The organism is Nesterenkonia ebinurensis, assembly GCF_008711175.1.
GTDB classification, from domain to species: domain Bacteria; phylum Actinomycetota; class Actinomycetes; order Actinomycetales; family Micrococcaceae; genus Nesterenkonia; species Nesterenkonia ebinurensis.
This window is the reverse complement of the sequence record NZ_VWNF01000011.1, coordinates 25,949-45,841: the sequence shown is the minus strand read 5'-3', so window position 1 is coordinate 45,841 and position 19,893 is coordinate 25,949. Positions and strand designations below refer to the sequence as shown.

Genomic DNA, 19,893 nt, shown 5'->3' with positions numbered 1-19,893 from the left:
TAAGGTGGCGGACTAACCCAAGCGATGGCCTTGCCCAGTACTTCGTCGGCTACTCAGCCATGCTCACACTATCCTCGATGGACTGGGCGAGGTCGTACTATGTAGAGCACGAGCACCTATTGCTGCTCACCCCGATCATCGGGAACTCGCCCGCCCAGGTTCGACCTAGATCCCGACAGTATCCTCATGGTGGGCGCTGGGTGCCGCGATGGGGTGTGATGGTCAGATCTTCGGCATCGAGGTCCAACTTATTGTCAAGCATCTGCTGTGGCTGAAAGAGCAGCTCGAAGATGACATCACCGACCTTTTCGTCCTGACAACCGGAAAGTACGCCTATCGCAGGCAGGACGGCGTCACAGTGACCCCCTGCCCTGCTCGGGGCTGATACTGAGTACTGTGATCTTATGCGGATCTACCTCAGCTCGTACCGGCTGGGTCATCGTTCCCATGTATTGCGGGGCGCGGGCGGCCAGGCGCTGATCGTCATGAACGCCCTGGATGAGTTTCCTCACAGGCTGCGCAACTGGGAGCGGGAGAGCGGGGACCTGGGCGCACTGGGGTACAGCTGTCAGGAGCTGGACCTGCGGGAGTACTGGCACTGTGAAGCCGGGCAGCTGGAGGCCAGGCTCGAGGAGGCTGATCTGCTCTGGGTGGTCGGCGGAAATGCGTTCGTTCTTGCCCGGGCCGCCACAGCTGCGGGCCTGGGCAAGGCGCTTACTGAGAGTGCACAGCTCACTTACGCCGGCTACTCCGCTGGTGCCTGTCTGGCTTCCGTGGATCTGCGAGGAATTGAGCTTATGGACGACCCAGCCACTCTGCCGGAGGGATATCACGCAGGGATCTCCGCTGACTCCCTCAACCTGATAGGCACCCGGGTAATCCCGCATGCGGGGGAGCAGGATGCTGAAGCAGCAGCTAGCTGCTTGCGAGCCGAGGGTTTGGAGTTTGTCGAGCTGAAGGACGGAGAGGACTTGCTGCTGGGCTTTTGAACGGAGCCTTCGCCGTAGGTGGACAGGACGGCGATGACCTCGCCGGAACTCCCTACTGCAGAATCCGCAGTTGCCATGCGCCTTCCAGGCTGGCCAGTTGGAACCCAATGCGACGGTTGATGTCCAGCATGTGTGCGTTCTCATCCGCGTTCCACGTATGAATGCGATCCACGTAGGGAAGTTCGCGGGCCAGCAGGTCCAGGTTGGCCGCCTTGACCCAGAGGCCCAGCCGTTTGCCACGGTGCTCACCGTGCACCAGGGTGGCATCCTGGTAAGCGCCTGCCCGGCCTTGTGAGGCTCTGATCTCGGTGAAAGCGACCAGTTCTCCGCTGGGGATGTGCTCCACTGCGGTCAGTGCGTAGTCGTGCTGACTGTCCCGCAGCCGCTGGTCAAAGCGCCGGACGCGGTTGGCGTCCCAGTGTTCCTCCTGGATATCCAACTCGCCAGTGGGCACATCAACGCTCATTCGGCGCCGTAGACCGGCCATAGTTTCCAGGTGCTCATCCGGGGTCCAGTTGGTCCACTGGATCAGCCGGTAATCAACCCCGGCCTTCTGCTCTGCCTCTGCGACCCAGGCGGCGGTGCGGCTCACATCGGCAGGCAGTAACAGTGTGGAGTGCTGTTCCACCTGCTCCAGCAGGAATCCTCGGGCGGTGAGAAACCCGGTGACATCATCAGCGCCGATCGCACCGGAGCCCCCTGCTGGGCTAAGTGTCTCGGCGTCGTTGTCGGCGGCCAGATGCATTGAATAGCTGATCACCGTCGATCGACCTGCCTCCCGGACGATCTCCTCCACGGCTCGCCACAGGGCGGAACCGATGCCCTGGCCGCGCTGCTCTCCGGCCACCAGCACGTCGGTCTCAGCCAGGTGCTGATTATCAGAGATCGGCAGTCCGATGCGCGCCATACCCAGGTACTCGCTGGGCTCGGCGGGCACGTTCTCGGTTGTATCGGCCGGCACCGCTGCCAGCACATACTTGCGGGTGTCAGTCTGGTCCACAGTGGCAGGCCAGATGCGTTCGGCCTCGGACACCATATCCTTATGGCCGAGCACCTCCAGATGATGCTCAGATTCCAGGTGCTGCCAGGCCACCAGCCACGCTGGGACCGGATCTTCCGCCCTCGTCGGAATATCGATGGGGATGATGCGGCAGGATGTCACGACGCAACCCTATCGGACGGGCAATTGCCATCATGTATGGCATCAACAGCGAGCGCCCCCTGCGGCTTGAAGCCCACCACGTTCTCGATACCCGTACCAACGTTGGCGTAGGGACTGGGGTCTAGAGTGGTTTTTCTTTAGGCCGACGGTGTCCGGACGCGCAGCGGCTCAGCCCCCGGGGCATCACTATTTCCCGCAGTACGAAGCTATCCGCTAGGAGTCCTTCGATGAGAAGGCAGCTTGTTCCAGTGCTGCTCGCACGCTTGGAGGGCACAGCAGGAATCGTGGCTGCAGCTCTTCCCAGCCGCGGTGTTTAGTCTGAGTGGCGAACTCGTGGTGGGCGCGGTCGAGATCGTTGTTGAGCACAAGACCCGGGGAGTCCTCTGCCATCAGTGAGAGGTGGTACATCCACCATGATCCGTCGGCTTCCTGATGCAGGAAAGTTGCTTCCAGAGCCATCTTTTCCTGTGTGAGGGTAGCGACGCATTCGTCGTAACGTTCATGCAGCATCGCCATCCAGTCCTCGAAGCGTGACTCCTGAGCTTCCAGCAGCTTCGCACGTGAAAGCTCAAGCCGCATGCCTGGCGGAACGGATGGGGGCATCGACCAGCCCGGGAAGTCGTCGCCGGTGGGTCGGAAAGGAATCTCGGACGCTGTGTGGGACATGGCATTCATGCTATCTGCAGGCTGGCGTGGGGGTCGAGGGGGTTATTTGCCGGGGACTTGACGCTGAGGCATCACGGGTGGGGGTCAGGCAGATAGGGTCGTTGGGTGGATCAACCTGAAGTGACGCAGCAGCTGGCGGACCAGTACGTAGCCACCGGCAACGTCTCCGCGGTGATGCTGGCGGGATCGCTCGGCCGCGGTCGCGGCGATGAGTTCTCCGACGTGGAGCTTGATGTCTACTGGACCACGCCTCCCTCTGACGATCAGCGACGGACCCCGGCGTTAGCACTGGGCGGTGAAGTGACAACTCTGTGGCCCTATGACGCTGATGACGCGGAGTGGTCCGAGGATGTTCGAGTCCGTGGAGTGGATGTGACCGTGAGTGGGTTTACCACGGCTGAGATTGGCCGCTGGACCACGTCACTGGCCGCACCGGACGATCTCTATCTTCTGCGTCAGATGAGGATGTCAGCGATTCACGGGGGTAAGCCGTTGCACGGGAAAGAATTGGTGGCCCAGTGGCGGACCGCTGCGGCGTATCCGGACAACCTGGCGGTGGCCACTGCCGACAGTTTCCTGGCTCCGTCACGGCTGAGTCGATGGCGGATCTGGCCGGCGTTGGTCCAGCGAGAAGACCTAGCCATGTTGCAGCGGGCGTGCTCAGAGGTCACAGAGGTGCTGCTCGGCACGCTGTGCGCTGTCAACAGGATCTACATTGAACATCCCTCGTTCAAATGGTCGCGACATCTGGCGAGTCGATTCGCTCTGGCCCCTAACGACTTCAGTGAACGGTTCTTCTACGCTTTGACGCTCGGTCCAGTTCACAGCGCACCGGAATTGCACACGCTGCTCACTCAGACAGTGCAGCTCGTCGCATCCGACCTGCCGGAGGTTGACACGTCGAAAATCGAGTCTGTGCTGAAGGGGCGGTCCAGATGACCTCATATTCAGATATTCAGGAAGTCGCTGAGTGTAGTGGATACCCTGCTTGCTGAACCTCGCTGATATGGCCGATCGAGGGAGCAGACGTGATTGAGCCGGTGTCTGTCATGCAATACGAGGTCCATGCGCTCTGGTCGCTGCGGCGTCAATGGGAAGATTGGTTGGCTTCCCCCGGGCATTGATCAGTGGCGGCCAGGAGAGGTCCCTCCTGTTTAGGGTTCCAGCGCCAGGGCCAGATGCAGGTTGAGGGCCTCCTTGAAGTCACCCTCTGGGAACACCCGATATAGCTGTCTCACAGTTTCAGACCCGGTCGCGGTATTTCTTGCGGACGGCCTGGGTGAGACAGCGTTCCCTCTGAGCTTAGGGGCAGCAGGACGGAGGGCTGGAAGTCGCCGGTCAGCAGCAGGGGGTTGATGTAGTCACCGTGCAGGCGCACGCCCCAGTGGAGGCATGGCTGGGCCGGGCCGTTTTCGCCCGTGCAGTGACTGCTGCCGTCGTCGTAGGTGGACAGAACAGCGACGACGTCGCCCGCACTCACTGCGTCACCGGCCTCAAGGTCTGACTCCACCGGCTCGAAGGAGCTGACGTAGCCGGCGCCGTGGTTGATGCTGAGCACTTCGCGGTTGACCACGACGCCGGAGAAGCTCACCACCCCGTCAGCCGGGGAGCGGATCTCACCACCAGCCGGAACGCTCAGATCTAATCCACGATGCCCGGACGCCCAAGGTGCTTCTGGGGCTTCGAATCCGCGCAGTGCTTCACCGCCCACCGGGGGCAGCCACTGCGGGTGCGCGGCGTTGGCGGGTGGGGCGCCCAGCACAGCAAGCGCCAGCAGCAGAACACCCAGCCACTGGAGGGGGCGTGGCCACCAGAACAATGGTCGGCCCCGCGGCAGCAGCGGGACAGCATTCCCCAGAGTGTCGGAAGTGTCTGAAGCACCCAGGGAACCGTGTCGATGCGCTGACTCACGGGTGCAGGGCGGCGTCGTAGTCTGTGCGGGCATGGCACCAGACTCAGTGCTTGGGCTCCCCGACGGCGCAGCTCCCCGGTGACCTGTGGAGTACCCGGTGTGTCGTACAGGCAGAAGCAGAGTTGGGGAAAACTCTGCCCACACGCTAGACTGAACACCAGCAGCTTGACTGCGTGCACTTTGCGGTGCCCGCTTCAACAGCTGACTACGCGCGTGGAATGCTCAGCTGCTTGCAGATGAGGGCGCTCCCTTCGGTCCATCCAATCCGCTCCTGACCAGGAGCGTTTTGTGTGTCCGGGAGTGTCAGGCGCCAGCCTCACCCCACGCTAGGAGCCCGGGAGAACCGGGTGCCCGGAGCAGTCCGGGAATAAGTAGAGGAAGTCACTTCGAGGCTCCGGGTTACCGGAGGAAATCCTGGAGGCGACTTCCGAACGGCAACCGATAAACAACAAGCCGGAGCTGCGTGGTGCGCCCACGTTCAAAAGCCCGGCACCGAAAGGACTGACAATGCCTGTCGTCACTATGCGCCAGCTGCTCGATTCCGGTGTGCACTTCGGCCACCAGACCCGCCGCTGGAACCCCAAGATGAAGCGCTACATCTTCACCGAGCGCAATGGCATCTACATTGTGGACCTCCAGCAGTCGCTGACCTACATCGACCGCGCCTACGAGTTCATCAAGCAGACTGTGGCCCACGGCGGCTCCGTCCTCTTCGTCGGCACCAAGAAGCAGGCCCAGGAAGCCATCCAGGAGCAGGCCACCCGTGTGGGCCAGCCCTACATCAACCACCGCTGGCTCGGCGGCATGCTCACCAACTTCCAGACCGTCTCCAAGCGCGTGCAGCGTATGAAAGAGCTGGAAGAGATCGACTACGAGGACGTCGCCGGCTCCGGCCACACCAAGAAGGAGCTGTTGCTGCTGCAGCGCGAGCTGGAGAAGCTGCAGGCCAACCTCGGCGGCATCCGCAATATGAGCCGCACCCCCTCCGCGATCTGGGTGGTGGACACCAATAAGGAGCACCTGGCCGTGGATGAGGCCAAGAAGCTCGGCATTCCGGTGATCGGCATCCTGGACACCAACTGCGACCCCGATGAGGTCGATTACCCGATCCCGGGCAACGACGACGCCATCCGGTCTGTGGATCTGCTCACCCGGGTAGTTGCCGACGCCGTGGCAGACGGCCTGATTGCCCGCGAAGAGCGCCGTTCAGGCGGCTCCGGCGCAGCCGCTGAGCCGATGGCCGAGTGGGAGCGCGAGCTGCTGGAGCAGCACGCCGCTGAGCAGAAGTCCGCTGAAGCCGCCGCTGAGCAGACCGCGCCCGCTGAAGCCGAGGAGCCCGCCCAGGCCTCGCCGACCACCGATGAGGACGCCGCCGCTGAGGCCGAGACCGGCGAGGCGGAGGTTCCCGTCAACGCTGATGCCGCTGAGGCTGCTGAGAAGACCGAAGCTTAATCGACCACCTGACTGATCCTTCAACGAAAGGACCGTAGAAAACTTATGGCGAACTACACCGCTGCCGACATCAAGGCCCTGCGTGAGAAGACCGGCGCCGGCATGATGGATGTGAAGAAGGCGCTCGACGAGGCCGACGGCGACGTCGAGAAGGCCATTGAGGCCATCCGCATCAAGGGCCTGAAGGGCGCAGCCAAGCGCGAAGGCCGCTCCGCAGCCGAGGGCATTGTGCTGGCCGAGGTTGTTGACGGCACCGCCGGCTACCTGCTGGAGATCAACGCAGAGACCGACTTCGTGGCCAAGTCAGACAAGTTTGTCTCCCTGGCCGAGAAGGTCCTCCAGACCGCTGTGGCCAACCAGCTGGACACCGTGGAGGCCCTGCTGGAGGCTGAGGTTGAGGGCCGCAAGGTCAGTGACTTCGTGACCGAGGAAGGTGGTGCGATCCTCGGCGAGAAGATCGTGGTCCGCCGCCTGGCCAAGGTCACCGGTGCCTATGTGGACGCCTACCTGCACAAGACCTCCAAGGACCTCCCGGCTCAGGTCGGTGTGCTGGTGGCTGTGGACGCAGACACTGAGGACGCCAAGACCGCCGCCCATGATGTGGCCGTGCACGCTGCCGCCATCGTTCCCACCTACCTCACCCGGGACGAGGTTCCGGCCGAGACTGTGGAGAACGAGCGCCGAATCGCCGAGGAGACCGCCAAGGCTGAGAACAAGCCTGAGCGGGCGATCCCCAAGATCGTAGAAGGCCGCACCAACGCCTACTTCAAGGAGCATGTGCTGGTGGACCAGCCCTTTGCCAAGGATCCCAAGCAGTCCGTGGCCAAGGTGCTGCAGGCCGCAGGCACCCAGGCTGTGGCCTTCGCCCGGTTCCGCGTAGGAAACTGAGCCCCACACAGGCTAGACTGACGCAGAACGTCTGAACCTAGCGAAAAGGGGGTGACCATCTCAACGGTGGTCACCCCCTTTTCTTGTGCCTGAACTGGAGTGAAATCAATGCCTGAATCCATCGCGCCCGGCGCCTCCATTCGCCGCCGTGTACTGCTCAAACTCTCCGGAGAAGTCTTCGGCGGCGGCGCCGTCGGCGTGGACCCTGCCACCGTACGCGGCATCGCTGAACAGATCGCCGCAGTCCGGGACCAGGTCGAAGTCGCAGTAGTAGTCGGCGGCGGCAACTTCTTCCGCGGGGCCGAACTCTCCGCAGCCGGTATGTACCGGGCCCGGGCCGACTACATCGGCATGCTGGGCACTGTGATGAACGCCCTGGCCCTGCAGGATTTCCTGGAGCAGGCCGGCCAGCCCACCCGGGTGCAGACCGCCATCGGCATGGCCCAAGTCGCTGAGCCCTATATCCCGCTGCGCGCCATCCGGCATATGGAGAAGGGGCGAGTGGTGATTTTCGGCGCCGGCGCCGGGATGCCTTACTTCTCCACTGACACCGTCTGCGCCCAGCGCGCACTGGAGGTCGGCGCCCAGATGGTACTGATGGGCAAATCCGGGGTGGATGGGGTCTACACCGCCGACCCCCGCAAAGACTCCACCGCCGAGAAGCTGGACCATCTGACCTACACCGAGGCCCTGCATCGTAATATCCGGGTGATGGACCAGACCGCCATGACCATGTGCAATGACAACGGGCTGAATATGCGGGTCTTCGGCATGGAAGGAGACGGCAACGTCACCCAGGCGCTGCTCGGCGAAGATATCGGCACATTGGTCACGCCCTGACATGGTCCCGCAAACGCTCCGCGTTTCCGGGGACCCCGGATGCCAGAGGCCCACCTGACATCGGGATCCTCATCACGACCCCGCCTTACGGCACCTTGTCCTGCCCACCTCGTCGTACCCTTCCTGCCCGATAGACTGTGACGCAACGCCCTTCCGACCAAGGAGACACCTGTGACTGATGAGACCCTGCTCGAAGCCGAGGAACTGATGCAGCGCGCCGTGGATGCCACATCCGAGGACTTCGGCACTGTGCGCACCGGCCGCGCCAACCCTGCCCTGTACTCCAAGGTGCTGGTGGACTACTACGGCGCGCCCACCCCGCTGCAGCAGCTGGCCTCCTTCACCACCCCGGACGCCCGCACCATCCTGATCACCCCCTACGATGTGGGTGCGATGCGCGAGATCGAGAAGGCCCTCTCCGACTCCGAGATCGGCGCCAACCCCTCCAACGACGGCAAGCAGATCCGCATCACCATGCCGGAGCTCACCGAGGAGCGTCGCAAGGAGTACGTCAAGCTGGTCAAGTCCAAGGCTGAGGACCACAAAGTCTCGGTGCGCAACGCCCGTCGCAAGGCCAAGGAAGCCATCGACAAGGCCGTCAAGGACGGCGAGATCGGCGAGGACGACGGCGACCGCGCGCTCAAGGAGCTGGACGGGCTCACCAAGCAGTACACCGAGCGCATCGACGAGATGGCCAAACGTAAGGAAGCCGAGCTCCTCGAGGTCTGAGCTGCTGATGAGTACCACGCCGCCGCAGCAGACTCAGCCTGAGACGGCCGCCAACGCCAAGCGGGAGCTCAAAGCCGGCAGGAACCTGCCGGCAGCCATCGTCACAGGCCTGTTGTTGCTGGTCCCTGCGGTGCTCGGGATCTTCTTCGTTCCGCCGCTGCTTATCGCGGTGTGGATTGTGCTGCTCTGTCTAGGGGTCTGGGAAGTGGCTCGGGCCCTGGAGTCCCATGAGTTCGACGAGGCTCCCAGACTCCGGATTCCCAAGATTCCGCTTTATCTGGGGGCAGCTGCCATGCCTGTGGCTGCCTACTGGGGCGGGGTTGAGGCGCTGACCTTGGGACTGATGATCACCGGGGTCGCAGTCCTGGTGGGCGCAGCCCTCTGGCGGGTTCCTGATCCCGGCCGCAGTATTGTGGCCTCGCTGTTCGTGGCCTGCTGGGTGCCCTTCCTCATCTCCTTCGCCCTGCTGCTGCTCCAGGTGGAACAAGGGGAATGGCGGCTGGTGGTCGTGGTGCTGCTGGTGGTGGCCAATGATCTCTTCGGCTATATCGCCGGGGTCTTCTTCGGCAAGCATCCCATGGCGCCCAAGGTCTCGCCCAAGAAGTCCTGGGAAGGGTTCGCCGGCTCCATGGCAGGGGCCGTGGCTGTCGGCGTCGTCGCCTCCTGGCTGATCTTCAGTGAGCCCCTCTATATCGGAGGCCTGCTTGCTGCAGCGGTGGTGGTTGCCTCAACGGCTGGAGATTTCAGCGAGTCGATGGTCAAACGCGAGCTGGGGCTGAAGGACATGTCGCAGGCGCTGCCCGGCCACGGCGGGGTGATGGACCGGCTGGACTCCCTGGTGTTCGCGATGCCCACTGCGTACTTCGTGATCGTGGCGTTGACCGCGAAGAGTGCGGGACTGCCGTTAGGCTAATACCTATGGCAACCACTTCTGTACCGTTGTTCACACTGCTGGGCGATAACGAGCAGGGCTATGACCGGGCCGAGGTCGACCAGTTCATGGCACGCGCCCGCGAGGCCTATGACTCCGGGGCCGGTATGCCTCTTTCGGAGATACGTGAGGCCAGCTTCAGCATGGGCCCCGGGGGCTATGATCCCGCAGAGGTGGACTCAGCGCTGGACCGGCTCGAGGATGCTTTCGCCGGTGCTGAGCGCGACCGCTTCATCGCTCAGTACGGGGAGGACGCCTGGTATGAGGAGCTCTACCAGCGTTCCGAGCCGCTGCGCGTCCGGATGGAGAGGCCGGCCGGTCAGCGCTTCCGCGAGCCCACGGCTGAGGTAGGAATCGGTTATCAGAAGGCTCAGGTGGACAAGCTTGCCCAGCAGCTGGAACAGTACCTCAATGGGGAGAACCCGATGAGCGTGGACGAGATCCGCACCATCACCTTCGGAGTCAGCCGCGGCAGCGAGGCCTATGACGAGGCCCAGGTCGACGCCTTTCTGGACCGGATGACTGAGATCATGGCCTCAGTGGGCTAGCGGTCACTCCTGAACTTCCAGGGCATCCACATCGCGCTGGCGAACGGTGAGCATCGGATAGACCAGAGCTGCAGCCACAATGGCGGCCACCCCCAGATGCAGAACGTAGAAGCCGAAGATCTCAGCGATGAACCCGCCCAGCAGCGCACCCAGCGGCGCCAACCCGGAGGAGGCAGTCTGTGCGGTGCCGCTGAACCGGCCAAGCATCCGCCCCGGGACCAGCTTCTGGGACAGGGTCACGGCGATGACATTGCCCACAGTCAGGGTGTAGCCCAGCAGCAGCATGGTCCCGGCCATCACCCACGGGGTCGGCCAGATCACTTGGACGACCAGCAGGAAAGGCATGCACCAGAACCCGGCGAGCATCAGCGGAAACTCTCGGACCTGCTTCAGCAGGAGGCTTACCGTGAGAGTGGCTGTTACGGCTCCGATGGCCATGACGGTGAAGTACAGCGGGAATAGCTCGGCGGGCACGCCTATCGGGGAGTCCGGCCCAGTCATCCAGAGTACGAAAACAGCAAAGTAGGCGGCGGAGGCGAAGTTCGCAGCCATCGACATCGCGAACACCGGGCGCAGCACCCGGTGCACGATGATGAAGTGCAGGCCCTCCCGGATATCGCCCAGCGCCCGTGCGATTCCACCGGGCCCGGCCCCGTCCGCCTGGCCGGGATCGCCCTGCGGAGCGCGGAAGCTGCGTCCGCGCAGCCCCGCCCAGAGTACGACGACGCCCAGCACGCCCAGCAGCCCCGGCACCCCGAAGATCCAGAATGACCCAGCCAGCACCAGCAGGGCAGCGATGGGTGCACCCACGATGTCTTCGAAGACGAACATCGCACCCTGAATGCGGCTGTTCGCCGCGGCCAGCTGAGAACGCGGAGCCACCTGGGGGACCATTGCGCCGTTGGCAGCTGCGATGAACACCCCGCCGAAGGCGTAGAGCAGCATCAGCCCCGCCAGTGCCCAGACGGTGAGGTTGCCGGTCAGCGCCACTGCGGCTGCGCCGAGCACCAGTCCGGCCCGAGCTCCCATCATCACCAGGCGCAGACGGCGGCGGTCGGTGCGGTCCACCACCAGACCGGCCAGAATCCCGATCAGAGCCGGCAGCTGAGTGGCGGCGGAGATGACCGAGATCTCCTGCGGAGAATTGGTGAGGGTGGCCGCCACCAGGGGGACACCCGCAAACAGAATGCCGCCGGCTATCGCGTTCAGCGCCACGGTGCCCAGATGGACATGGAATTCCCGGCCCAGCTTCTCGGCAGGGGCGGGTGCGGTGTCAGGTGATGTGCTGGATAGTGGGGCGGCGTCGTCGTTCTGCGTGTGCGCGTGCGACATGGTGATCTTCTCCGTAGACTAGTGCCAAGAAACACTTGCATAATTTTCTCTGCAAGTGGATATCTGCAACTATATGACTGCAAAGGTTTTTCTGCAACATGTCTGAGGGACGCTCTACCGCTGAACGCTTCGGGGACCAGGCGCGCATCAAAGATGTTCAGGCGCTGAAGGCCTTCGCTCATCCACTGCGCATGCAGATTATGGAATACCTCAACGACCGAGAGGAGGCCACCTCCACCACACTGGCCAAGCACCTGGGGGAGTCCACCGGGCAGACCTCCTACCACCTGAGGCAGCTTGCCAAATACGGCTTCGTCAAGGAGGTTGAGGGCAAAGGGACGGCACGTGAACGCTGGTGGCGCTCTGGCGGCCTCAACATCGCCTCTGAGGATGCCCAGTCATTAGCTCAGCAGTCTCCGCTGTTGGAGACTCTGGCCGAACGGCAAGTCCGGAGTGGTGCTGCCAAGCTGCTGGATTACATGGGCCGGCTCGCTGAGGAGGACCCGGAATGGGTCGCTGCCTCAGGCAACAGCGCTGTGAGCACACAGATGACGCACAAAGAGATGAAAGCTCTGCGCGATGAGGTGTGGGACCTGATCGACAAGCACACCGACGCGGCCAAGGCTCGCCGTGAGGCGGGGAAGACCGAGGGACGGCGCCGAGTCCGCCTCCATTTCGCTTTCTTCCCGCTGGCGGCAGACGATCAGATCAAGAGGGCCACGAGGGGCGATGGGCAATAATGGGACGGGAAGGATTGTCAGTAGGGGAGTAAGCGATGAGTGAAGAGCGTCCAGAGCAGCAGGCAGATACTCAGGTTGAGTCGAAGGCCGACCGGCTCTACCGCCAAGCTTACGGAGATCCGCGGCCCAAGCCGGATTTCACCATGGATCCGCTGCACCTGTTTCTGCTCCTGACCAGTGCGCTCACTACTATCGGGCTGACCGTGCTCATCGCCTTGCGTATCCCGGAGATGCCGGACCAGATACCGGTGCACTTCGACTTCATCGGCGAGGCCACCCGCTACGGCTCGCCGTGGACCTCCCTGTGGGTGACCGGCGGTATGACGCTGATGGCGCTGGCCATGGCCTGGATCAGCTTCACACCACACTGGTTCAACTACCCGTACATGATCACCGCAGAGAATGCTCAGCGGGCCTACCGAACAGGCCAGCAGCTGATGGTGCAGAGCACGGCAGCTGTGGCCGTGTCTGTCTTCGGCTCGGCATCCATATGGCTCGGTTGGGGCCTGGGCTGGTTGATTCCGGTGGGTGCCGCTCTGCTGTTGGCGGTCTGCGTGGTGGGCATCATCCGCTGCTTCCGCGCTCGTTGACTCAGGATCTCCGCCGAGTGCGTGATTTGTGCAGTGTTTTCGACCTCAGAATCCTCAAATTACTGCACAGATCATGCACTCAGCAACAGTGCAGTGAGGATAGGCTGACACCTGTCTCCGAGCGTCAATCGAAGAAGCTGATCGGATTGATGATGTCGGCCAGGATGAGCAGCGCCCCCATGGCGATCAGCAGCACGGCCACCACATAGGTCAGCGGCAGCAGCTTGGAGATGTCGAACGGCCCCGGATCTGGCTTGCCGCGCAGCCGGGCCCAGCCCCGCCGCAGCGACTCGTAGAGAGCCCCGGCCACATGTCCGCCGTCCAGCGGAAGCAGCGGGATCAGGTTGAACACCATCAGTGCGATATTCACCGCAGCGACTAAGGACATCAGGGTGGCGAACCTCGACTCCCAAGGAATCTGATCCTGGGCCGAGATCTCCCCGGCCACCCGGCCCACACCCACCACGGACATCGGCCCGTCCGGGTCGCGCTCGACCTCAGTAAACGTAGAGATCGCCACCTCATACATCCGTTGGGGCAGGGTGAGTACGACGCCGCCCACCGCTCTGGTCTGTTCATACACCAGCGGGCCGGCCTCCCAGGGTGCCTGACGCTGCACCTCGGTATGGCTGACCACACCGATGAACCCGGCCGGCTCGGTGACCAGGCTGCCGTGGGAGTCCCGCTCGGCACGGCCCATAGCACCCTCCACCGGCCGTTCGGTGAGAATCGGGGTCACCTGGGTAGTGAGCTGTTCGCCGTCGCGCAGGTAGACCAATTCACTCTGCTGCCCTGCCGCGTCACGGATCAGCGGGGTGAGCTCCTCCCACTCCTCGACCTCGGTGCCGCCGAAGGCCAGGATCTGATCTCCGGGCTGTAATCCTGCTTCGTAGGCAGGGCCGGGCGGGTCACTCTCAGTGCACTCGCGCTCCGCAAGGGGCTCTGCAGCCTCCTCGGCCTCTACAGTGGTGATGCATTCGAAGACATCAGCAACCTGAGTCGTAGTGGTGTTCATCCCGTGGGTGGAGATGGTCCCAGCAGTCAGCAACAGAGCAATCAGCCCGTTCATCGCCGGACCGCCCAGCATGATGATGATCTTCTTCCAGGTGGCTAACCGGTAGAACATCCGGTTCTCGTCCCCAGGCTTCAGCTCCTCAGCGGCCACCTCCCGGGCCTCCTGGGACATCTGCTGGAAGATGCCAGTGGAGTGCGACATCACCGTCTTGCGCTCATCCGGCACTCGTTCGGCAGCAGAGGACCTCTCAATCGGCGGAGCCGCGTACTGGGCGCCGACCTGCTGGAGGTAGGGGTCCTTGGGGCCTGAGCTGTCATCCTCAGAGGTGCCTGGGGCGGCGTCGTGATTTTTGGGCTCGGGGTACATGCCGATCATTGCCACATATCCGCCCAGCGGAACTGCTTTGACCCCGTACTCAGTCTCGCCTTTGGTCTTGGACCAGAGGGTGGGGCCGAAGCCCACCATGTATTGAGTGACCCGGACTTTGAACAGTTTGGCCGGCAGCAGGTGGCCGATCTCGTGCAGGGCGATGGAGAGGATGATGCCGACCACCATAATGAGGATCCCGGCGAGCATCAGCAGTGCGGTCATCGGACGGCTCCCTGTGCTGCGGGACTGGGTGCCCCGATCAGCTCATCGGCGGTCCTCCGCGCCCAGTCCTCCGCGCTCAGCACTGCGTCCAGATCAGCCCGATCCTGGGGGACATCGGTGTGCTGGGCGAGCACCTGTTCCACTGTGGCCAGGATCCCGGTGAACGGCAGCCGGCCGGTGTGGAAGGCAGCGACTGCCTGCTCATTGGCGGCGTTGTAGACCGCCATATGAGTGGCTGAGCTGGTGGCTGCCTGTTTGGCCAGCTGCACGGCGGGGAAGGCGCTGTGGTCCAGGGGCTCGAACTCCCAGCTGGCGGCGGAGCTGAAGTCGCAGGCCGCGGCCGCACCAGGCACCCGGTTCGGGAAACCCAGAGCCAGGGCGATGGGCAGCCGCATATCTGGCGGGGAGGCCTGGGCGATGGTCGAGCCGTCCACGTACTGGACCATCGAATGCACCACCGACTGGGGGTGGACCACTACATCGATGCTGCTCAGTGGCACATCGAAGAGCAGATGCGCTTCGATGACCTCCAGCGCCTTGTTCACCATCGTGGCGGAATTGGTGGTGACCACCCGGCCCATATTCCAGGTGGGGTGCGCCAGCGCCTGGGCGGGGGTGACATCCGCCAGCTGCTCCGCGCTCCAGCCGCGGAACGGCCCCCCGGAGGCGGTGAGAATGAGCTTGGCGACCTCGGACTCGCTGGTGAGTCCGGTATTCCCTGTCTCGGGGTGCGCGCAGAGACCCTTCTGGTGCCGACCCGAGGCCAGGGCCTGGGACAGGGCGGAATGCTCGGAGTCCACCGGCACTACCTGCCCGGGACGCTGCACCGCCTGCTGGACCAGCGTTCCACCCACCACCAGGGACTCCTTGTTCGCCAGGGCCAGCGTGGCCCCGGAGCGCAGTGCCGCGAGGGTGGGCTTCAACCCGATGGATCCGGTGACGGCGTTGAGCACCACGTCGGCCCCTGAATGCTCGGCGATGTACTCAGCGGCCTCGGGCCCGGTCAGGATCTCCGGTTCGCCCTGGGTTTGAGAGCCTGTGCTCCCCAGCTGGCCGATGTCTCCCAGCCGCTGGCGGAGCAGGGGTGCGGCGTCGTCGTCGCGGATGCCGACCAGTTCGGGCTGGAACTGGGCGACCTGTTCGGCCAGCAGGGCGGCGTTGGCGCCGGCGCAGAGCGCGACGACGCAGAAGGTCTCCGGGTTCGCGGCGATCACCTCCAGCGCCTGGGTGCCGATGGATCCGGTGGAGCCCAGAATTGCGACGCGGCGGGGTTCGGACATGCGCCCCATTATCCCGGCTGAGCCACCGGTGCCAAACTCCGCGTGGCAAGTCGGCCGGCGCCAGTGAGCCGGGTCATGTGGAGCGGGTAGGCTGGATGCACTCAGAGTCTTAGACGTTTCGGCCACAAGCCGATGTGAAGGAGCCTTCCATGGAGATCACTCTGCGCGATGTGCAGGCCGAGGACTTGGACCAGTTCTTCGCCTTTCAGCAGGACGCCGACGCCGCCCATATGGCCGGGTTCGCTCCGACCAACCCCAAGGACCGCGGCATTTTCGACCATCACTGGAGTGAGCTGCTCAACGACGAAAAGTCCCTGGTCCGCACTATTGATGTGGACGGGCAGGCTGCAGGGTCTATCGCAGTATTCCGCGAGGGCGATGTGCATGAGGTGATGTTCTGGACTGATAAGCAGTTCTGGGACATGGGCGTGACCACTACCGCCTTCGACCAGTTCCTGCAGGAGTTCCAGGATCGCCCGCTGCGGGCCCGGGTGGTGATCGATAACGTGGGATCGCTGAAAATCCTGGAATCCCGTGGCTTTGTGGAGATCGGTGAGGAACAGGTCTTCTCCAATGCTCGCGCTGAGGTGATCACCGAGAAGCTCCTCGAGCTGGGCTGAGGCGACTGCTCAATTCCAGCATTTCATTTCTTGAGTGCATGATCCGTGCAGTAGTTTAAGGCTTTTGAAGCCGCAAACGTTGCACAAATCATGCACTCGGCGAAGGGGTGGGGTGGCCGAGGCTCCACAAGCTCGCAGCGACAGCGGCGCTCACACAGCGCTAGGTCAGAGATAGGCCTAGAGTTTTCCCCAGGTGTGCTTGGCGCCAATCGGACACGCCGGGTATTCCACAGCTGGCGGGGTCTGTGCACAAAGTGGAATCAGTTCATCGTGAAATGGTGACATGGCCACTGCAGGAAAACTTATTGACAAGCGGTATCGTTCGCCGTTCGTTTTTGTGCCCGGCTGGTATTCGCGGGCAGAACTGGAGAAGGCTGGATACTCTCCCAATGATCTCAGGCACGCGGTACGGAACGGCACTTTGCATCGGGTGATTCCGGGCGTTTTCCAGGCCTCCACTGAACAGGCCCCAGACCCAGTATGGGCCAAGCTTCGCGTGCTCACCCGAGAACATAGGCGGGTGGTGTCACATTCGACTGCAGCTGCTATCTGGGGCCTATCCGCTGCAGGGATCTGCGAGCCTTACCATGTCACCGTTGCGGACCGGGCGGCGCGCATCCAGCGACCGGGGCTGGTGCGCAGTCATGTGGTGCGGGTCCCCGAGGAATTCGTGTGTGACGTTCAAGGCATCCGGGTAGCTGCTCCGGCCTGGACGTGGCTGGATCTGGCGCTGCAGTCCAGCGAAGAAGATGCGCTTGTCCTGGCGGATCAAGTGCTGGCCACGCGGGTCAAACGTCCTGGCCGTCCGGTGCCTCTGGCCAAAAGGGAAGATCTAAGAGCTGCGTTGGAGACCCGGGGGCGGACTAAGGGTATTCGCACCGCTCGGGCCGCTCTAGAGCTTGCCCACGATGTCGCCGATTCGCCTCAGGAAACCCGACTCCGGTACTACTGCCATCTGGCTGATCTGCCGGAGCCCGTGGTGAACCCACTGATAGGGGATGCTCATGGCGAAATGTTCTTCCGGCCCGATCTGGCGTTCACGGAATTCAAAGTTGCGGTGCAGTACGAAGGTCAGCTCTACCACTCAGATCCGGAACGTGTGCTGAAAGATGTTCACCGGCAAGAAGTCACCGAAGCTCTCGGATGGGTGGAAGTCCGGATTACCAAGGAGCACATGCGCAATGGCGGTGCAGCAGCTATCCGGAAGATCCGTGCCAAGCTGATCGAGCGCGGCTGGAGGTCATGAGACCCAGTCCCGGCGCTGAGTGCATGATTTGTGCAGCAGTTTGGGGCTTTTGAAGCTGAAAAAGCTGCACAAATCATGCACTCAGTTGAATGAGGGGCAGCGTGGCGAGTGAGCAGGGTGGGGGAGTAGTGGGGAAGTGGGCGAGTGGCAGGTGGGGGAGTAGTGGGCAGGTGGAGCGGGCAGGTAGGGGAGTGGGGCAGGCTGGTGAGCCTGCTTGGTGAGCCGGCTGGGCCGACTCAGAAGGTGAGCAGGCGGCGTCACACTCGGTACCATGGAGGCCGTGAGCACAATTAACTTGGGTATGCCCACGGTGAAGGAAGAACCTCCCGTCCTCAGCCCCCGGCGCAAGACCCGCAATTTCATGGTTGGTGATGTGGGGATCGGCAGCGATCACCCAGTCTCGGTGCAGTCGATGACCACCACCAAGACCCACGACATCAACGCCACCCTGCAGCAGATCGCCGAGCTGACTGCCTCGGGCTGTGACATTGTCCGGGTGGCCTGCCCCACCGATAAGGACGCCCAAGCGCTGCCGATCATCGCGATGAAGTCCCAGATCCCGGTGATCGCCGATATTCACTTCCAGCCCAAATACGTCTATGCGGCCATTGAGGCCGGCTGCGGGGCGGTCCGGGTCAACCCCGGAAACATCCGCAGGTTTGACGACCAGGTAGGCGAGATCGCCAAGATGGCCAAGGACCACGGGGTCTCCATCCGGATCGGCGTCAACGCCGGCTCCCTGGACAAGCGCCTGATGGACAAATACGGCAAGGCCACCCCGGAGGCGCTGGTGGAGTCCGCGGTCTGGGAAGCCAGCCTCTTCGAGGAACACGACTTCCACGACTTCAAGATCAGCGTGAAACACCATGACCCAGTGATCATGGTCCAGGCCTACGAGATGCTCGCCGAACGGGGCGACTGGCCCCTGCACCTGGGTGTCACCGAGGCCGGACCGGCCTTCCAAGGCACCATCAAATCCGCCACCGCCTTCGGCGCACTGCTGGCCAAGGGCATCGGCGACACCATCCGGGTCTCCCTCTCCGCCCCGCCGGCCGAGGAGGTCAAGGTGGGAAACCAGATTCTGGAGAGTCTCAACCTGCGGCCGCGCAAGCTGGAGATTGTCTCCTGCCCCTCCTGCGGCCGTGCCCAAGTAGACGTCTACACCCTGGCCGATGAGGTCACCGCGGGGCTGGAAGGCATGGAGGTCCCACTGCGGGTAGCCGTGATGGGGTGCGTGGTCAACGGGCCCGGTGAAGCCCGTGACGCCGACCTCGGCGTGGCCTCCGGCAACGGCAAGGGCCAGATCTTCGTCAAAGGCGAGGTCATCAAGACCGTGCCGGAGGACCAGATCGTGGAGACTCTCATCGCAGAGGCCAACCGGCTGGCCGAGGAGATGGGCCTGGAAACTGAGGGAGAGGACGCCTCCTCCGGTGCCCCTGTGGTCTCCGTCAGCTAACCTCCAGTCCAGGGTCTCCCGCGCCACCGGGGGGCAAGTCCGCGTTCTGGCCGTAGAGGACACTGAAGCGCTGAAGGCCCTGCTTGCAGCAGATCCGGTGGGCAGTGTCTCCGTGGCCGCCGCAGTGCGCAGCCGAGGCACCGCCGCCCCCGGAAAGGGCCGCAGCGGGGCACTGATTTTGGGGATAGATGACGACGACGGGGGTTCCAGCGGCCAACCCACGCTCGCCTCCGCCTGCTGGCTAGGTTCCAATATCATCCCGGTGCACGCCGATGCGGAGGCCGCGGTGCATTATGGGCAGGCTGCCGCCGCACTGCGCCGCCGGGTGTCATCCATCTACGGCCGGTCAGAGGCTGTGCTGGAGCTCTTCGACGCCACCGGCTGGGGCAACTACCGCGAGATCCGCTCCGATCAGCCCCTGATGAGCATCGACTCCCAGCCGCTGATCACACCACTGCCCGGGGTGCGGAAGTCCCGGATCGAAGAGTTCGCCGCCGTGGAGCGGGCCTGTGCGGCCATGTTCACCGAGGAGCTGGGATTCTCCCCCTACCAGCAGGGCACCAGCCAGTACCGGGATCGGGTCCGTGGGCTGATCAACGCCGGCCACTCGCTGATCGCAGTAGACCCTGAATCCCGGCAGATCACGTTCAAAGCAGAGTTCGGCGCCGTCACCGACCAGGCTGTCCAGGTCCAGGGAGTCTGGGTCAACCCCCAGTGGCGTGGCCAGGGCCTGGCCACACCGGGAATGGCGGCGGTAGTGCGGCACGGGCTGAAGATGGCCCCGCAGGTCAGCCTGTATGTCAACGCCTACAACACCCCTGCGGTCAGAGCCTATGAGCGGGTTGGCTTCACTCAAGTTGGAAGCTTCAGCACAGTCTTGTTCTGAGCTGCCCGGGGCGGGCGATT

The 19,893-nt window shown here is 63.4% G+C and carries 21 protein-coding genes; 15 read left to right on the top strand and 6 right to left on the bottom strand.

What is annotated here, in order from left to right; genetic code table 11:
* Positions 1–208 precede the first annotated feature (208 nt).
* Positions 209–385, top strand: coding sequence for a hypothetical protein (locus F0311_RS17910; protein ID WP_191089724.1), 177 nt, complete (start codon positions 209–211; stop codon positions 383–385).
* Between the two features lie 19 nt (positions 386–404).
* Positions 405–989: a Type 1 glutamine amidotransferase-like domain-containing protein gene (locus F0311_RS04030; RefSeq protein WP_150460678.1), complete on the top strand. Its 585-nt coding sequence runs from the start codon at positions 405–407 to the stop codon at positions 987–989.
* A 52-nt stretch (positions 990–1,041) separates the two neighbouring features.
* On the opposite strand, the gene F0311_RS04025 is transcribed toward F0311_RS04030, so the two are convergent.
* Both F0311_RS04025 and F0311_RS04020 read right to left on the bottom strand, forming a co-directional pair.
* Positions 1,042–2,151 carry a GNAT family N-acetyltransferase gene (locus tag F0311_RS04025; RefSeq protein ID WP_150460677.1) on the bottom strand — a complete coding sequence of 370 codons (1,110 nt, stop codon included), beginning with the start codon at positions 2,149–2,151 and terminating at the stop codon, positions 1,042–1,044.
* Positions 2,152–2,364: 213 nt separating this feature from the next.
* On the bottom strand, positions 2,365–2,817 hold the full coding sequence (locus F0311_RS04020) for a DUF6176 family protein (RefSeq protein WP_150460676.1): 453 nt from the start codon (positions 2,815–2,817) through the stop codon (positions 2,365–2,367).
* Positions 2,818–2,922: 105 nt separating this feature from the next.
* Between F0311_RS04020 and F0311_RS04015 the strand changes: the two genes are divergently transcribed.
* Positions 2,923–3,756 (top strand): hypothetical protein, encoded by an 834-nt coding sequence (locus F0311_RS04015; RefSeq protein ID WP_150460675.1) that lies wholly within the window; start codon positions 2,923–2,925, stop codon positions 3,754–3,756.
* A gap of 295 nt (positions 3,757–4,051) precedes the next feature.
* Here F0311_RS04015 and F0311_RS04010 read toward each other — a convergent pair whose 3' ends face one another.
* A complete protein-coding gene (locus F0311_RS04010) occupies positions 4,052–4,762 on the bottom strand; it encodes a M23 family metallopeptidase (protein WP_150460674.1) in 711 nt (236 codons plus the stop codon).
* A gap of 474 nt (positions 4,763–5,236) precedes the next feature.
* On the opposite strand from F0311_RS04010, the gene rpsB reads away from it, so the two are divergent.
* The 6 genes from rpsB (at position 5,237) to F0311_RS03980 (ending at position 10,117) form a co-directional block, all read left to right on the top strand.
* The gene (gene rpsB, locus F0311_RS04005; protein ID WP_150460673.1) at positions 5,237–6,181 is read left to right on the top strand and encodes a 30S ribosomal protein S2; all 945 of its coding nucleotides are present in this window, start codon (positions 5,237–5,239) and stop codon (positions 6,179–6,181) included.
* A gap of 45 nt (positions 6,182–6,226) precedes the next feature.
* Positions 6,227–7,069: a translation elongation factor Ts gene (gene tsf, locus F0311_RS04000; RefSeq protein WP_150460672.1), complete on the top strand. Its 843-nt coding sequence runs from the start codon at positions 6,227–6,229 to the stop codon at positions 7,067–7,069.
* 108 nt (positions 7,070–7,177) lie between these two features.
* Positions 7,178–7,909 carry a UMP kinase gene (gene pyrH / locus F0311_RS03995; RefSeq protein ID WP_396897415.1) on the top strand — a complete coding sequence of 244 codons (732 nt, stop codon included), beginning with the start codon at positions 7,178–7,180 and terminating at the stop codon, positions 7,907–7,909.
* Positions 7,910–8,080: 171 nt separating this feature from the next.
* The gene (gene frr, locus F0311_RS03990; RefSeq protein ID WP_150460670.1) at positions 8,081–8,638 is read left to right on the top strand and encodes a ribosome recycling factor; all 558 of its coding nucleotides are present in this window, start codon (positions 8,081–8,083) and stop codon (positions 8,636–8,638) included.
* Between the two features lie 7 nt (positions 8,639–8,645).
* On the top strand, positions 8,646–9,551 hold the full coding sequence (locus tag F0311_RS03985; RefSeq protein ID WP_150460669.1) for a phosphatidate cytidylyltransferase: 906 nt from the start codon (positions 8,646–8,648) through the stop codon (positions 9,549–9,551).
* A 5-nt stretch (positions 9,552–9,556) separates the two neighbouring features.
* A complete protein-coding gene (locus F0311_RS03980; protein WP_150460668.1) occupies positions 9,557–10,117 on the top strand; it encodes a DivIVA domain-containing protein in 561 nt (186 codons plus the stop codon).
* Positions 10,118–10,120: 3 nt separating this feature from the next.
* On the opposite strand, the gene F0311_RS03975 is transcribed toward F0311_RS03980, so the two are convergent.
* Positions 10,121–11,449, bottom strand: coding sequence for an MFS transporter (locus F0311_RS03975; protein ID WP_150460667.1), 1,329 nt, complete (start codon positions 11,447–11,449; stop codon positions 10,121–10,123).
* A gap of 98 nt (positions 11,450–11,547) precedes the next feature.
* Here F0311_RS03975 and F0311_RS03970 point away from each other — a divergent pair, with 98 nt between their 5' ends.
* Together F0311_RS03970 and F0311_RS03965 are read left to right on the top strand one after the other, a co-directional pair.
* A complete protein-coding gene (locus tag F0311_RS03970; RefSeq protein ID WP_150460666.1) occupies positions 11,548–12,189 on the top strand; it encodes a winged helix-turn-helix domain-containing protein in 642 nt (213 codons plus the stop codon).
* 35 nt (positions 12,190–12,224) lie between these two features.
* Entirely contained in the window at positions 12,225–12,779 is a 555-nt protein-coding gene (locus F0311_RS03965; RefSeq protein WP_150460665.1) for a DUF1648 domain-containing protein, read from the top strand.
* 124 nt (positions 12,780–12,903) lie between these two features.
* On the opposite strand, the gene F0311_RS03960 is transcribed toward F0311_RS03965, so the two are convergent.
* Together F0311_RS03960 and dxr are read right to left on the bottom strand one after the other, a co-directional pair.
* Entirely contained in the window at positions 12,904–14,385 is a 1,482-nt protein-coding gene (locus F0311_RS03960; protein WP_150460664.1) for a M50 family metallopeptidase, read from the bottom strand.
* Positions 14,382–15,665, bottom strand: coding sequence for a 1-deoxy-D-xylulose-5-phosphate reductoisomerase (gene dxr / locus F0311_RS03955; protein ID WP_150460663.1), 1,284 nt, complete (start codon positions 15,663–15,665; stop codon positions 14,382–14,384). Before dxr ends, F0311_RS03960 begins: the two co-directional genes overlap by 4 nt.
* Before the next feature lie 149 nt (positions 15,666–15,814).
* On the opposite strand from dxr, the gene F0311_RS03950 reads away from it, so the two are divergent.
* The 4 genes from F0311_RS03950 (at position 15,815) to F0311_RS03935 (ending at position 19,873) form a co-directional block, all read left to right on the top strand.
* On the top strand, positions 15,815–16,285 hold the full coding sequence (locus tag F0311_RS03950; RefSeq protein ID WP_150460662.1) for a GNAT family N-acetyltransferase: 471 nt from the start codon (positions 15,815–15,817) through the stop codon (positions 16,283–16,285).
* Between the two features lie 283 nt (positions 16,286–16,568).
* On the top strand, positions 16,569–17,531 hold the full coding sequence (locus tag F0311_RS03945; RefSeq protein ID WP_150460661.1) for a type IV toxin-antitoxin system AbiEi family antitoxin domain-containing protein: 963 nt from the start codon (positions 16,569–16,571) through the stop codon (positions 17,529–17,531).
* Between the two features lie 271 nt (positions 17,532–17,802).
* Positions 17,803–18,987, top strand: a complete 1,185-nt coding sequence (gene ispG / locus F0311_RS03940; protein ID WP_396897414.1) for a flavodoxin-dependent (E)-4-hydroxy-3-methylbut-2-enyl-diphosphate synthase — start codon at positions 17,803–17,805, stop codon at positions 18,985–18,987.
* Positions 18,962–19,873 (top strand): GNAT family N-acetyltransferase, encoded by a 912-nt coding sequence (locus tag F0311_RS03935; RefSeq protein ID WP_150460659.1) that lies wholly within the window; start codon positions 18,962–18,964, stop codon positions 19,871–19,873. The genes ispG and F0311_RS03935 overlap by 26 nt, the downstream gene beginning before the upstream one ends.
* Positions 19,874–19,893 lie beyond the last annotated feature (20 nt).